General features: G+C 37.8%; 8 protein-coding genes. 5 read left to right on the top strand and 3 right to left on the bottom strand.

Features of this window, described 5'->3' with window-relative positions; genetic code table 11:
* Window positions 1-2: 2 nt before the first annotated feature.
* The 3 genes from fusA to rpsL all read right to left on the bottom strand — a co-directional run bounded on the left by fusA (window position 3) and on the right by rpsL (window position 3066).
* Window positions 3-2141: an elongation factor G gene (gene fusA, locus IQ282_RS06705; RefSeq protein ID WP_194851081.1), complete on the bottom strand. Its 2139-nt coding sequence runs from the start codon at window positions 2139-2141 to the stop codon at window positions 3-5.
* A 6-nt stretch (window positions 2142-2147) separates the two neighbouring features.
* A complete protein-coding gene (gene rpsG / locus IQ282_RS06700) occupies window positions 2148-2624 on the bottom strand; it encodes a 30S ribosomal protein S7 (protein ID WP_194851080.1) in 477 nt (158 codons plus the stop codon).
* Window positions 2625-2691: 67 nt separating this feature from the next.
* Window positions 2692-3066 (bottom strand): 30S ribosomal protein S12, encoded by a 375-nt coding sequence (rpsL, locus tag IQ282_RS06695; RefSeq protein ID WP_194851079.1) that lies wholly within the window; start codon window positions 3064-3066, stop codon window positions 2692-2694.
* Window positions 3067-3228: 162 nt separating this feature from the next.
* On the opposite strand from rpsL, the gene IQ282_RS06690 reads away from it, so the two are divergent.
* From IQ282_RS06690 to IQ282_RS06670, 5 genes are all read left to right on the top strand, one after another.
* Window positions 3229-4893 (top strand): BamA/TamA family outer membrane protein, encoded by a 1665-nt coding sequence (locus tag IQ282_RS06690; protein WP_194851078.1) that lies wholly within the window; start codon window positions 3229-3231, stop codon window positions 4891-4893.
* Window positions 4894-5011: 118 nt separating this feature from the next.
* Window positions 5012-7969 (top strand): SusC/RagA family TonB-linked outer membrane protein, encoded by a 2958-nt coding sequence (locus tag IQ282_RS06685; RefSeq protein ID WP_194851077.1) that lies wholly within the window; start codon window positions 5012-5014, stop codon window positions 7967-7969.
* Window positions 7970-7986: 17 nt separating this feature from the next.
* The gene (locus tag IQ282_RS06680; protein ID WP_194851076.1) at window positions 7987-9360 is read left to right on the top strand and encodes a RagB/SusD family nutrient uptake outer membrane protein; all 1374 of its coding nucleotides are present in this window, start codon (window positions 7987-7989) and stop codon (window positions 9358-9360) included.
* An 828-nt stretch (window positions 9361-10188) separates the two neighbouring features.
* Window positions 10189-13233, top strand: coding sequence for a SusC/RagA family TonB-linked outer membrane protein (locus tag IQ282_RS06675; protein WP_194851075.1), 3045 nt, complete (start codon window positions 10189-10191; stop codon window positions 13231-13233).
* Between the two features lie 11 nt (window positions 13234-13244).
* Window positions 13245-14759: a RagB/SusD family nutrient uptake outer membrane protein gene (locus tag IQ282_RS06670; protein ID WP_194851074.1), complete on the top strand. Its 1515-nt coding sequence runs from the start codon at window positions 13245-13247 to the stop codon at window positions 14757-14759.
* Window positions 14760-14761: the final 2 nt, after the last annotated feature.

Raw genomic sequence — 14761 nt, 5'->3', positions numbered from 1 at the left:
AATTAGTTATTACCCTTAGTTGCAGCGATCACTTCCTCGCTGATGTTTTTAGGAGTCTCTGCATAATGAGAGAATTCCATTGTAGAAGTTGCACGACCAGATGAAAGTGTTCTCAACGTTGTTACGTAACCGAACATTTCAGAAAGTGGAACCTCTGCTTTTACAACTTTAGCTCCTGCTCTATCGCCCATGTCATTAACCTGACCACGACGGCGGTTCAAGTCACCTACAATATCACCCATATTTTCCTCTGGGGTGATTACTTCTACTTTCATGATAGGCTCAAGAATTACGGCACCGGCTGCTTTAGAAGCTGCTCTGTAACCCATTCTTGCTGCAAGTTCAAAGGAAAGTGCATCAGAATCCACAGGGTGGAAAGATCCATCAGTCAATGTTACTCGCATGCTATCCATATCAAAACCGGCTAGTGGTCCATTACTCATCGCGTCCTTGAATCCCTTCTCGATCGCGGGAATAAATTCCTTAGGAACGTTACCACCTTTGATTTTATTTATAAACTGCAAACCTTCTTCAATCTTACCATCCTCATTCTCATGAGCAGGCTCCATTGTAAATACGATATCACCAAACTTACCACGTCCACCGGACTGCTTCTTGTAAGTTTCACGGTGCTCTGCAGCACGAGTAATAGCTTCTTTATACTCAACCTGTGGAGCTCCTTGATTTAATTCAACATTAAATTCACGACGCATACGGTCAACAATAATGTCTAAGTGAAGCTCTCCCATTCCAGAAATAATGGTCTGGCCAGAAGCCTCATCAGTTCTTACTTGGAACGTTGGATCTTCCTCAGCAAGTTTTGCTAGAGCCATACCCATTTTATCCACATCTGCCTTAGTTTTAGGCTCCACTGCGATACCGATTACGGGATCAGGGAAATCCATTGATTCTAAAACAATTGGGTGTTTCTCATCAGACATGGTATCTCCAGTCTTAATATCTTTAAATCCTACTGCAGCACCTATATCTCCAGCCTCGATAAAATCGATAGCTTTTTGTTTATTAGAGTGCATTTGATAGATACGAGAGATACGCTCTTTTTTACCTGAACGATTGTTCAAAATATAAGAACCTGCGTCTAAGTGTCCTGAATAAGCGCGGAAGAATGCTAAACGACCCACAAAAGGATCTGTAGCAATTTTAAATGCAAGAGCAGCAAAAGGCTCATTAACATCTGGCTTGCGTCTTTCTTCTTTTCCAGTATCAGGATTTGTACCTATAACACTTTCTCGGTCCATAGGAGATGGCAAATAACGACATACAGCATCTAGAAGAAACTGAACACCTTTATTCTTGAAAGAAGAACCACATACCATAGGTATGATCGCCATATCCATAACAGCAGCTCTCAATGCAGCATGCACCTCATCTTCAGTTATTGAATTTTCATCCTCCATGAATTTTTCAAGAAGACTCTCGTCATAACTAGCAACCTCTTCAATAAGATTAGCACGCAACTCACGTACTTCATCTTTCATATCTTCAGGAATAGGCACCACATCAAACGTAGAACCAAAGTTCTCATCATGCCATACAACAGCTCTGTTCTTAACAAGATCTACGATCCCTCTGAAGTTTTCCTCTTCACCTATGTTCAAAACGATAGGTACAGCGTTAGACTTCAACATCGTTTTCACTTGTGAACATACTTCAAGGAAATTAGCTCCCTGGCGGTCCATCTTATTAACAAAACCTATACGTGGTACTTTATAGTTATCTGCAAGTCTCCAGTTAGTTTCAGATTGTGGCTCAACACCATCCACTGCACTAAAAAGAAATACAAGACCATCAAGAACACGTAAAGAACGATTTACTTCCACCGTAAAGTCTACGTGACCTGGTGTGTCAATAATATTGAAATGATATTCTTGTGCTTCTGGAGTAGGCTCTGCATTTTCTTTTGGAAAAACCCACTCACAAGTAGTAGCTGCGGAGGTAATAGTAATACCTCTTTCAGCTTCTTGCTCCATCCAGTCCATCGTTGATGCACCATCATGAACCTCACCCATTTTATGGGAAACTCCTGTATAAAAAAGGATGCGTTCTGTAGTCGTTGTTTTACCAGCGTCAATGTGAGCCGCAATCCCAATGTTTCTTGTTAATCTTAAATCTCTTGCCATTAGTTCTTAGAATCTGAAGTGTGAGAATGCCTTATTGGCTTCTGCCATTTTATGAGTATCCGTCTTTTTCTTAACAGCCGCTCCTTCTTCTTTAGCCGCAGCTAAAATTTCTGAGGCAAGCTTTTGAGAGAACGATTTCTCATTGCGCTTTCTAGAATAGCTTATCAACCACTTCATTGCAGTAGATATTTTCCTATCCGGACGAATCTGCATAGGAATCTGGAACGTTGCACCACCTACACGACGGCTACGTACTTCTACGTGAGGCATCACATTTGAAAGAGCATCTTTCCACACTTCTAGGGAAGTTTTTTCTTCGTCTTGATTTTTTTCTTCTACGATATCCATTGCATCATAAAAACACTTAAACGCTACTGACTTCTTACCATGCATCATCATCATGTTAACAAAGCGTGTCACTAGCTGGTCGTTGAAACGTGGATCTGGAAGGATCGGCCGTTTTTTTGCCTGTCTTTTTCTCATTTCTTCTTGTTGAAATTGTTAATTAAAAAGTCCCGACATGGTGATGTCAGGTTTTTTAAAAATTTGTTTACTTCTTAGGGCGTTTTGCACCATACTTAGATCTACGTTGCGTGCGGCCTGCAACACCTGCTGTGTCCAAAGCACCACGTACAATGTGGTATCTAACTCCTGGTAAATCTTTAACCCTTCCTCCTCTAACCAATACTATCGAGTGCTCTTGTAGATTGTGTCCCTCTCCTGGAATGTATGCATTTACTTCCTTACCATTGGTAAGTCTCACACGCGCTACCTTTCTCATTGCTGAGTTAGGCTTCTTAGGCGTTGTGGTGTAAACACGAGTACAAACTCCACGACGTTGAGGACAAGAATCTAGAGCAGCAGATTTGCTCTTCTTGGTTATTTTGGATCTTCCTTTACGTACTAATTGTGAAATCGTTGGCATATTGTTTTACGCTAATAAATTATTTCCCTATTTTAGGGTCGGCAAAGGTATGAATAATAATTGCTTATTCAAATCTCATCTTCAAGTTTTTACAATATCTTTTATGCACCGGCAAGAAAACCTTCCTCGTGGCGTTACCTTACAATTACCTTCATTTCTTAAATGTTGAAATTTTCCCTTGTCCTTATTATATATACCTTATGCTTCACATCTGTCTTTGCACAGCAATGGAAACTAGAAAGTACAATATATAAGGAGAAGGATTCTCGAGTTGCTGTTGATACCATCCTAAATTTAGGAACCAGAAAAGATGTTGAAACCGCTTCTGATAGTATCCGTAATAAATATCTGAACGCAGGATATTTGAATTTGACTTCAAAGACAGATTCTGTTACATTCAATTCTACGTGGCGTCAAACGATTTATTTAGGAAGGCAATATTCCACTATTGAGATTATAATCGCGAGACTTGATGATTATAAAACAAATGGGAAAAGTTCGCTTTCGCGAAAGCGGAATCGATTCATCGCTCCAGCATCTTTACAGGAAGAGCTATCAAGATTGCAGAAACAATTAAATGATAGCGGTCAACCATTTGCAAAAATCATTCCGGCACGCTGGGATTTCTCGTCGGCAGATACAGCTAAGATATTTTTAGAAGTCTTTTCTGAAAAATCTCGAAAGGTCGATAGAATCGTTGTCAAGGGATATCCTAAATATCCAAAGAACCTAATTAACAACTTAGTAAAGGGAAGACCCACTTATAATAGTCGGAATTTAAATAACATACAATCTCAATTAAGCAGTGTAAATTATATAGAGGTTCTTAAAGAACCAGAAACGCTTTTTAAAAATGATAGCACACTCCTCTATATTTATATCAAAAAGAAATCTGCAAATGCTGCTGATGGCTTGATAGGATTCAATACTGATAAAAATGGAGATCTTGAAATTAATGGTTATTTAGAAGCCAGCTTTTTGAACAATTTTAATTATGGAGAACAAATCAATCTAGAATATAGAAACGATACTGATGATCAATCGCGTTTAAATATCAACGCTAGTTTTCCCGGCTTAATTAGAAAAAAAATAGGAGTCAGTGGCGGCTTGGAGATATTAAGAAGAGATAGCCTGTATCAAAATACATCCCTAAGCATAGGACTGAATTATCTCCTTCCCAGAAATTCATTACTCAAAATTACCTATGAAAATAGCTCCTCAACAGGTACAAGCAACGAATTTAACGACTCTAACAATCCAGATTACAATACAAATGGCATTCTTGTATCCTATTCTGTATTAAAAAATAGTGGAGATCGATTACAACCAGAAGACTTCAGTCTTACTCTAGAGGCTGGAGTGCAAGAGAGAGCACTAAATGAATCTAGCGACTTTCAATACCAGGTGGGAGCGAGTTTAGGCAAATTATGGAAACTTCCCTATAACTTTAATCTAGAAACTAATGTCAATAGTTATTTATTGAAAACCAATAATTTGCAATTTAATGAACTCAAACAGGTAGGAGGAATTAATACCATTAGGGGTTTTAATCAGAATAATATCGATACAGCAGCATACACTTTCTTGCAAACTGAGTTGAGATACGCATTAAATAGTCAGATTTATGTTAATATTTTATCAGATGCAGGTGTATTTGAGCGTTTTACGGATCGTAATCCTCAATATATGTATGCATTTGGTGGCGGATTTGGTATCCTAACAGGTGCCGGAATTCTAAAATTCCAAGTCGCAAATGGTTATTTTTTAGATCGTACAGACCTAAAGACTAGCACTATAGCACATTTAAACTTTGTGTTGTCTTTTTAAAGTGTTAGAGTATCGTTAAAGGAATCTTAATGATTTATTAAAATAACTCCTCCCTTTATAGTTTAATCAACTTGTTTTCAGCATTTTTGACGTTAGCAAATTCAAATAAAATCTAAACATGAAAACAAAATTAAATGGGATTTTAACGCTTTTATTAGCGTTAGTTGTGCAAGTAGCATTTGCACAACAAACGGTTACCGGTAAGGTAACTGACTCAGAAGGACTCCCAGTATTAGGGGCTACAGTTCTTGTAAAAGGTAGTCAAAATGCTACTACAACAGATTTTGATGGGAATTACAGCATTAGTGCAGATGCAACTAGTTCCTTAACTTTTTCTTATTCAGGTTATGATCCTAAAACAATAGTCGTAGGAAATCAAACGGTAATCAACGTTACCTTATCAACTTCACTAGATGCCGTGGTAGTTGTTGCCTATGGTACTCAGACTACTAAAAAGAATGTTTCTTCCATTGCAGTAGTTGATGAGGAAGCTATTAGAGACATTCCTGCTAACTCCCCACAAGAATTGCTTCAAGGACAGGCTGCAGGTGTACAGGTTGTACAGTCATCAGGTCTTTTAGGAGCTGCTCCCGTAATTAAAATACGTGGAACATCTACCATCAATTCAGGTATCAGACCTTTATTTGTGGTTGATGGGGTGCCATTGAATGATGCTGTTCTTACTGGAGGTCAAGGTGGACAAGGGCTGAATCCATTAGCGAATATCAATCCAAATGACATTGCTTCCTTAACTGTTCTTAAAGATGCAGCAGCTACTGCTATCTATGGTTCACGTGGTTCCAATGGTGTTGTATTAATAACTACTAAAGGAGGTAAAAAGAATCAAGACACGATTGTAACGGTTGATGTTAGCACAGGTTTTAGTGAGTCTACGGATACTATTGAAATGCTAAACGCAGATCAATTCAGACAGTTCGGACTTGATGCAGGTTATTTTCCAAATTTAACAAATGTGCCAACAGGTGGATTTGACTGGGTAGATGGAGTTACTCAAACAGGTACCTATGAAAATATCGATGTTTCCGTACAAGGTGGTGGTGAAAAAACTTCCTTTTTCGTAAGTGCTAACGTAAAAAATGAGCAAGGATTTATCATAGGAAATGGACTTGAGCGCAGAGCCGCTAGAATTAACTTAAATCATGATGCTACAGACTGGTTAAGTATAGGTGCAAACTTGTCATATTCATTTACCGACAATGATCGTGTAGGATCAGAGAACAACGTATTTGCTCCGCTTACTTCTGCTTACTTAATCCTTCCATTCCTAGAACCTAGAGATGCAGATGGTGCATTTGTGGCTACTGGTTTTGTTAGAAACGTAATAGCTGTAGAAGCACAAGACATTAGTCGTTCCACACAAGGAAGATTGAATGGTAATGTATTTGGAGACTTCAAGTTAATGGAAGGACTTAACTTCAGAACCACTTTTGGAGTTGATAGAGTATTAGTGGAAGAGCAGAATCGTGGACGTGAACTTAACACTCCAGGTGGTGATGCAAGTGACACTTTCCTTACCGATGATAGATTTATTTTTACAAACACCTTGAATTATGCCAAGACATTTGGCGAAGTTCATGACGTGTCTGCGATCATAGGTACATCTTACGAACAAAATGATCAAAGACAAGTATTTGCGTCAGCGACTGGTTTTGCAAGTGATGCATTAGTAAACGTACAGTCTGGTTCAACTCCAGTGACTACATTTTCTTCAGGAGTAACCTCACAATTACAAGGTTATTTCGGTAGAGCAACGTATGCTTATGATAGTAAATATGTTGTTGAAGGTTCCGTAAGACGTGATGGTTCTTCCCGTTTCGGAGAAAACAACAAGTTTGGTACCTTTTATGCTGGTGCTGCTGGTTGGAATATTTCTGAAGAATCCTTTATGGAAGAAGTATCGTGGGTTGACAATTTAAAAATACGTGGTAGCTATGGTATTACAGGTAATGATAGAATTGGAAATTTCAATTATCTAGCTCTATTTGATTCTAGTAACTACAATCAAAATCCAGCGCTTACATTAAGTTCTGCTGGAAACCCAGATTTGAGATGGGAACGCAGCAAATCTTTTGATTTAGGCCTTTCTGGAGATTTGTTCAACAACAGAGTTCGATTTGCGATTGAGTACTATAAGAAAAATACAGATGACTTAATCTTAGCAGTACCATTTGCAGTAGCAACAGCAGCAGGTCCTAACACGAGACAAGCAAACGTAGGTGAAGTTCAGAACAGAGGTTTTGATATAAGTATCTCAACGGATAACTTCAGAACTGAAGACTTCAAATGGACAACATCTTTCAACATTGGTTTCAATGAAAATGAAGTTTTATCATTACCAGGTGCTGCGGTTGATGCACAAGGCAGACAGTTCATTTCTGGAGGATCAAATCAACGCGCTGTAGTAGGTGAATCAATTAACACCTATTTCTTAGTACGGTATGTAGGAGTAAATCCTCAAACAGGTGATGCGGAATGGTTAGACGTTAATGGAGACATAACGAACAACCCATCAGCTAGCGATCGTGTATTATTAGGAAATGCAAATCCTGAATTTGTAGGTGGCTTAACAAATACCTTTAGATACAAAGGTTTCGATCTAAATGTGCTAGCTAATTTTAGTTATGGAAATGATATCTTCGTAGATGGTTTTAGATTTACAGATAACGTAGGTAGTGGCTCATTTAATAACAGAGCAGCTACACTTGATGTATGGCAAGCGCCAGGAGACAATGCTTTTGTACCAGCGTTTACTAGTGCTACTTTTGGCAGATATGCTCAAAGATCCACTGCTCAATTGAGAGATGGAAGTTATTTGAGACTTAAGAATGTGACGTTGGGTTATACCCTACCACAAACATTGATGGAAAAACTCAATGTTTTCAAGTCCGTAAGACTTTATGCAACTGCAACAAATTTAGTAACACTGAAAGCTGATAACTTAGATGGAATTGATCCAGAAGTTACGGATGTAGGAGGAGCACTAGGACAAGGTTCTACGTTCTTTACACCACCACAGTCTAAGTCCTACGTTTTTGGGGCAACATTCACTTTTTAATTATAAATAAAATGAAAATGAAAAAATATTTAATTTTATCTCTGGCTGTCGCATCGCTTTACAGTTGTTCAGACCGCCTAGACATTTTACCCGAAGATTCACTTTCTCCGGCAGCTGTATTCAGCGACGCACCAGGAGCGGAAGCTGCTGTAAATGGATTGTATTCATTTGCTCAAAGCGCAGATGCTCTGAATGGAACATTTCAACTTGCTCAAGAATGGCAAGCTGACAATGTTGATTTCGTAGGATCTTTTCCAACCTTACAAGAAATAAACATCTATGAAACTAAGGCTGATAATACTTCAATCTTTCCTTTCTATGATCAACATTATAATGTTATAGGAACGGCAAACTTGGTTATTGAAAACATACCAGGAGTACCAGACCCTACATTTACTCAAGCTAGAAAAGACCAGTTAGTTGGTGAAGCTAAGTTTATGAGAGCACTGATGTATTTTGAATTGGCTGATTTTTTCGGTCAACCTTTTCAACAAGGTGGACGAGCAAACCTTTCAGTTCAATTAGTAACTGTAATAAATGGTGATCCAGCTCCACAAAGAGCAACATTAGGCGAGATCCATGATCAAGTTGAGACCGACTTAATGGAAGCTATTCCGGTTCTTTCTAACTCCGATAATAGTAGAGCAACTAAAGGAGCAGCACAAGCGCTACTTGCTAGGTTATATCTATATCAAGAACGTTTCCCTGAAGCAGCTACAATGGCTAACAACGCTCTTTCTAATGCTGAATTTTCCTTAGCTCCTAATTATTTGTTCTATAATACGTTATCTGGAGAACACTTTTTTACATTAGTGAACTCTTCTGTTAATCCTCAACCAGCTCAGGGATACAATAGTTTGTTGAATCCTATTCCAGCTGGAGGTAGAGGTGATGCTCCATTTTCGCAGAACCTAATTGATGCTTACAATTCTGAGCCTGGAGATTTACGTTTTGCTAATTTGAATCAAACGGGACCTTCAGCAGCTGCAAATGCAATAAGAACTTTTAGTTCTAAATTTCCTGATGGAACTAGTAATGGAGATAACGCTACAGTATTAAGATATACTGAAGCACTTCTTACACGTGCAGAAGCTAATTTCAGAGCAGGATCTTCTGTCGGTGCGACACCTTTAGCTGACATTACACGTTTAAGAACAAGAGCAGGGTTAGGTCCTATAGCTGTAACATTATCACAGATCTTGATTGAGCGCAGAAAGGAACTCGCATTTGAAGGGCAACGTAGAATGGACTTACTTAGAAATGGCTTGTCCTTAAGAAGAGCAGGTATGGCTAAAGTATCTGAGTCTGCAGCAGGAAGCCCACTAACTATCTTGCCTATTCCTGCAAGAGAAGTAGAACTTTCTCAACTTACTCAAAACACCGGATACTAATAAGTAAAAGATTAAAAAGCTTTCAATTATTAAACCCAGAGAAATATCTTCTCTGGGTTTTTTTATGTCCATTAATCATAATGAATCGCATCGAACGGGTATCGTTTCCCTTAAAACATCAATTTAGGTTTAAGGTATTAATAGATAATTTTAAAACTGGGTAATTGAAAAAGATGTAACGACGGCTTTGAAATAAGTTTGAAGAAATTGCAAAATCTCGAATTAATTATAATGAAGCTAGACAAGGCAAGAAGCAATGCATAGGTAAAACATTACTGAAGTGAAAATTAACAAAGATCAACATCTATAAAGATTGATCTTTTAAACTATTCTTTACTAAATCAATCGAGTTAGATAAAAATTAAGCATATCACAATGCTAAAGCATCTGACATAAATACCCTATAGATAAAAACTTAAAAGGAGACTTTGAGTATGAGTAACTTAAAAAAGAAGCGTGCTGTTTTACCTTATTAACATATTCGATCATGAAGTTGCAAACTGAGACCTAAGATGAATTTACAAAATGCAACCTAACTAAAAGTCACATTTAAACAGGATTTCTACCCATATACATTTATGATTCAACCGTAATTGGTTAAATTTTAATCTTTTAATGATAGGTATTCAATTAAAAACAAAAATACTTAGGCTCTTTAAAAGTATTCTGATAGCATTCATTTTAAACACTCTAGCTATTTAATATGACAAATAATCATTACTATTGTTATGCTAAGGTTAAGTCTAACTTAAAATATTCCTTGAAACGTTTGTATTATTAACTTGTTTTTGGCATTTTTGGCACTGGCTAATTCAAATAAATCTAAACATGAAAACAAAATTAAATGGAATTTTAACGCTATTGTTAGCGTTAGTTGTGCAAGTAGCTTTTGCTCAACAAACAGTTACCGGTAAGGTAACTGACTCGCAGGGACTGCCCATATTAGGGGCTACAGTTCTAGTAAAGGGTAGTCAAAATGCTACTACAACAGATTTTGATGGAAACTTCAGCATCACTGCTGCAACTACTGACGCCTTAGTATTTCAATATTCTGGTTATGACCCTAAAACAGTTAACGTTGGTAATAAAAGCACAATAAATGTTACATTATCAACATCATTAGATGCGGTAGTAGTACAAGCGTATCGTACCACTACTTTAAAAGAAGCTAACATTGCCGCTTCCCAACTAAGTGCTGAGGATATTGTCGACCGCCCAAATGCATCTGTAATCCAAAGATTACAGGGTCAAGTACCAGGTCTTTCCGTACAGACTAGTTCTGGTCAGCCAGGGGGAAATGCTTTTATCCAATTAAGAGGAGCATCCTCTTTAAATGGTAATACAGAACCGTTAATCATTGTAGATGGTGTACCAGTGGATGAAGATGCCTTTGCTACTTTTAATCCTAACGACGTTGAAAACATTGTAACTCTAGTAGATGGTGCGGCAACGGCGATTTATGGTAATCGTGGTGCGAATGGTGTTATCTTAATTACTACTAAGGGTGGTAAGTATGATTCTCCATTAGCTATTTCCTATAGTGCTTCAACTGGTTTTACAGAATTTATTGATACTGATTACAACCGTTATGACTCTAGAGGCTTATTACGTTTAGAGAAGCGACGTGGTGCTGGTTTAGGTCAGACACTTACTGATGCTGAAATTGATGCCTTTGCAATAAACACTGATTGGGAAAAGATCTTTTTTCAAACAGGAACGAATCAATCTCACAATTTAAGTTTGAGATCAGGTGGTAGCAACCTTACACAATTTACATCTGTTAACTACACAGAGCAGGAGTCTTCACTTGCAGGAAGAACTTTACAGAGAATGTCCTTTAGAACTAATGTAAACGGAAAATCAGACAACGAAAGATTCAGATTTGGAACTACAACTTACATGGGTTTTTCCGATTCTAGAACTGCTGGAGCTGATGGAAGTGGATCTGTATTTTTCAACCCTATCTGGGCGGCTAATAACGGATTACCTTACAAAGATCCTAATATCAATACCTCAGAATTCTTAACTGGTGCTGCAGCATTTGCTTTTGCTAATGCTCCTTATGTAAATTTAAACAGTCAAGAATTTGACAGAGAAGAAACTGATGAAATTAAGATTATCCTAGGTGGTGACGCTGCTTACGATTTGAATGATGATTTCACCTTAAGATATAGAATAGGTTTAGATTATACTCAAGGTAACAACCTTGCTACTACAAGTCCATTATCTGCGTTGGCCAGAGTACGTGCAGGCAGCAATGATTTTGAACCTTTTGAAGGTACCACAGACCAATCAACTAGTAGAGATATACGTTTTAACTCAAACCTGAACTTAGGATGGGCGAAGAGATTTGGAGAAGGTACGGAAGCAGAAAAGAAGCACAGTGTAACTGCTAATGCTTATTTAGAATATGTGAAAGGACATTTCGAAAGCTTCGGATTTGATCAAACAGGTTTAGACCCTAGAACATTTGCTCCTGGTGATGGAACATCCTTCATAGATGACAATGGTAATAGTGATGAAGTAGGTGCTAATGCTTTTGCAAATAAGATTGAAACCGGATTATTTTCTTATTTCGGTAACGTTTCTTATGATTATGATCAGAAATATGGATTTGAGGCAACTGTAAGAAGAGATAAGTCTTTCCGATTTATTGAAAATGATGGTTGGGGAACTTTCTTTTCCGGTGTAGTGAGATGGAATATAAGCGAAGAAGATTTCTTGAAAGATAGTGAGACAATTGACTTATTAAAATTGAGAGTATCTTATGGTGAGGCAGGTAATGATAGAATTACTGGAGGATATTACGGTGCGCTTAACAATACCAGACAATTATTTGCAACTGGAGTAGGTTACAGAGATGAACAAACTTTTGTTCCTAGTAATACAGTACCAGTAGCTGACTTAAGATGGGAAACAGTATCTACAATTAACGTAGGTATCGATTATGCTTTCTTAAACAATCGAATTTATGGTAACATGGAATTATATAACAGAGTTACCGATGATTTATTTGCTCCACAAAACATATCACTAGTAAACCCTAGTAGTAATGTTAATAAGAACGTAGGTAGCTTAAGAAATAATGGTGCAACTTTAGTTGTAAACTATGACGTAATAAGAGCTCAAAGTAAAGGTGATTTTGAGTTCACTGTTTTTGCAAATGGAACTTATAATGAAGACGAAATATTAGAATTATCTCCAGAAGATGGTAGAATTGACAATGGAGGTTTGACAATTCTTCAAGAAGGCCAGCGTATCAATGAATTCTTCTTAGTTCCTTACGTAGGAATAAATCCTGCGAATGGTAACCTACTATTCAGAGATATTGACGACAATCTAACAGAAACTATCGATAATGAAGACCGTAGATTCAATGGTAAAAGTTTAAATCCTGAATTTTTTGGAGGATTTGGATTTAGAGCAGCTTATAAAAATTTCTTTATTGAAACGCAATTTAGCTACGTAACAGGAACAGGCTTCTTGGATGGTGATTACGAAAACTTACTAGATGTTAACTTTGCTGGTAATGGTACGTTATCTGCAGATCTTGAAAGATCTTGGACACCTGCTAATCGTGTTACCGATATTCCTGCTTTAAATGCTACTAATTTAAATCCAGCAGCAAATAGCGATCGATTCTTTGTAGACTCAAACTTCTTAAGACTGAGATTTGCGCAAATAGGGTATAACTTACCACAATCATTATTAGACAATTCATTCCTATCAAGCGGAAGACTCTATGTAACGGGTGAGAATTTATTAACTTTCTCTGACTTTAGAGGTAGTGATCCTGAACAAAGACAAGTTCAGACTGCTTTTGATTTCCCACAAGGAAGACTAGTAGGTTTTGGTGTTGATCTTAACTTTTAAAAAAAAATAAAATGAAAAAAATAATAATAGCATTATGTATGGTAGCGGCTATAGCCTCCTGCGATGATGCAACAGATATAACACAACCAGGGGAATTGGGTGCTAGTGCCGCCTTTGTTTCAGTAAATGATCTTTCAGTAGGTTTGGCTGGTATTTATTCAGTAGTGAACACAGGAAACCCTATAGCATTTACCTCTCGATTTACAGATGAGGTCGCCATAGGCTCATCCCATGGTGGACAAGACACAGAGATACTCCAAGGCATACTGAATGAGAATTCAGGTTATGCACAAGCATTATGGGCGAATAGCTACCTTACGGTATTTAGAGTCAACACGTTGCTTGCTGCTTCTGAAAACATCACACCAGAAGCTGATGAACAGGATCTTTATAATTCGTCAATTGCAGAAGCACTTACATTAAGAGCTTATGCTTTCAGTCAACTTTTAGCCTATTATGGTGAAGATCTTGAGGATGATTCTTCACTAGGTGTGATTTTAATTGATTTTCCAGCAAATGCTTCTACTCAATTACCTAGAAGCACAGTTGGTGAAACATATCAATTTATCTTTGATGATTTACAAAGAGCAGAAGATCTATTCGATAGCGCTGGTACTACCTATGACAAATTTTATGTGTCACAAGATTTCGTAAGAGGTTTGAGAGCTAGAGTAGCTAACTACCGCGGTGCGGCGGGAGCTGCAGTTGCAGCAGCTAATGCAAATGCTGTTATCGCTAACTTTACATTACCGGTTGTAGGTAATGAAGCTGACTATAGAGATTTTTGGGCTGATGTTTCAGGCGCAGGTGCTAATGAATCAATACTTACATTAGATGTAACTTTAAACAGCGGGCCTGCATTAGTAAGCTTGTTTAATACAAACGCCAGTGATTTAAATGGAGGACCCATTTTTGACATGAGTAGAGTTGTGTTCAATAGATTGCAAAATACTTTTGCCAATAACGGTGACGTTAGACGCCCAGTCTTTATAGATGCTACTGCAGAAGTTTCGCCTAGTTATGCTACTGACGTCAACCCACGTGATTCTGATGAATTAGTTATCGATAAGTATCCTGGAGATCCTAGTTTAGGAGGTTTACAAGGTGGTTTACGTAATGATAATAAGATCATGAGAACTGTAGAGATGCACTTTATATTAGCCGAAGTTGCAGCCCGTGCTGGAAATTTTGCAGAAGCTGCAAGACAAGTAGATCTAGTAAGAAATGCTCGTTACACGACGTCTACTACTACAGCTACCTATGCTAACCCTACTGCAGCATATGCAGATATATTACTGGAGCGTAGAGTTGAGTTATTTATTGAAGGTCATCGCTACATTGATGTAAAGAGATTGGGTGAATTAGCAGGTACTGGTTACGATAGAGATCCTGTAGACTGTACTCTTTATCAATCACCATTATGTGATCGTCCAGCGACTGATACGGAGACAAAATACCTACCGGTACCATTGTTAGAATTCACTGGAAATCCTGCTATTGCAGGACAACAAAACCCTGGATATTAATT

It is taken from the genome of Nonlabens antarcticus (genome assembly GCF_015356755.1).
Lineage (GTDB): Bacteria > Bacteroidota > Bacteroidia > Flavobacteriales > Flavobacteriaceae > Nonlabens > Nonlabens antarcticus.
The sequence above is the reverse complement of the archived record's forward strand: the minus strand, read 5'-3'. Positions and strand labels throughout refer to the sequence as shown.

Excerpts from the sequence above, each read along its gene's own strand:
- fusA (WP_194851081.1), bottom strand. The coding sequence starts at position 2,141 with ATGGCAAGAGATTTAAGATTAACAAGAAACATTGGGATTGCGGCTCAC.
- rpsG (WP_194851080.1), bottom strand. The coding sequence starts at position 2,624 with ATGAGAAAAAGACAGGCAAAAAAACGGCCGATCCTTCCAGATCCACGT.
- rpsL (WP_194851079.1), bottom strand. The coding sequence starts at position 3,066 with ATGCCAACGATTTCACAATTAGTACGTAAAGGAAGATCCAAAATAACC.
- IQ282_RS06690 (WP_194851078.1), top strand. The coding sequence starts at position 3,229 with ATGTTGAAATTTTCCCTTGTCCTTATTATATATACCTTATGCTTCACA.
- IQ282_RS06685 (WP_194851077.1), top strand. The coding sequence starts at position 5,012 with ATGAAAACAAAATTAAATGGGATTTTAACGCTTTTATTAGCGTTAGTT.
- IQ282_RS06680 (WP_194851076.1), top strand. The coding sequence starts at position 7,987 with ATGAAAAAATATTTAATTTTATCTCTGGCTGTCGCATCGCTTTACAGT.
- IQ282_RS06675 (WP_194851075.1), top strand. The coding sequence starts at position 10,189 with ATGAAAACAAAATTAAATGGAATTTTAACGCTATTGTTAGCGTTAGTT.
- IQ282_RS06670 (WP_194851074.1), top strand. The coding sequence starts at position 13,245 with ATGAAAAAAATAATAATAGCATTATGTATGGTAGCGGCTATAGCCTCC.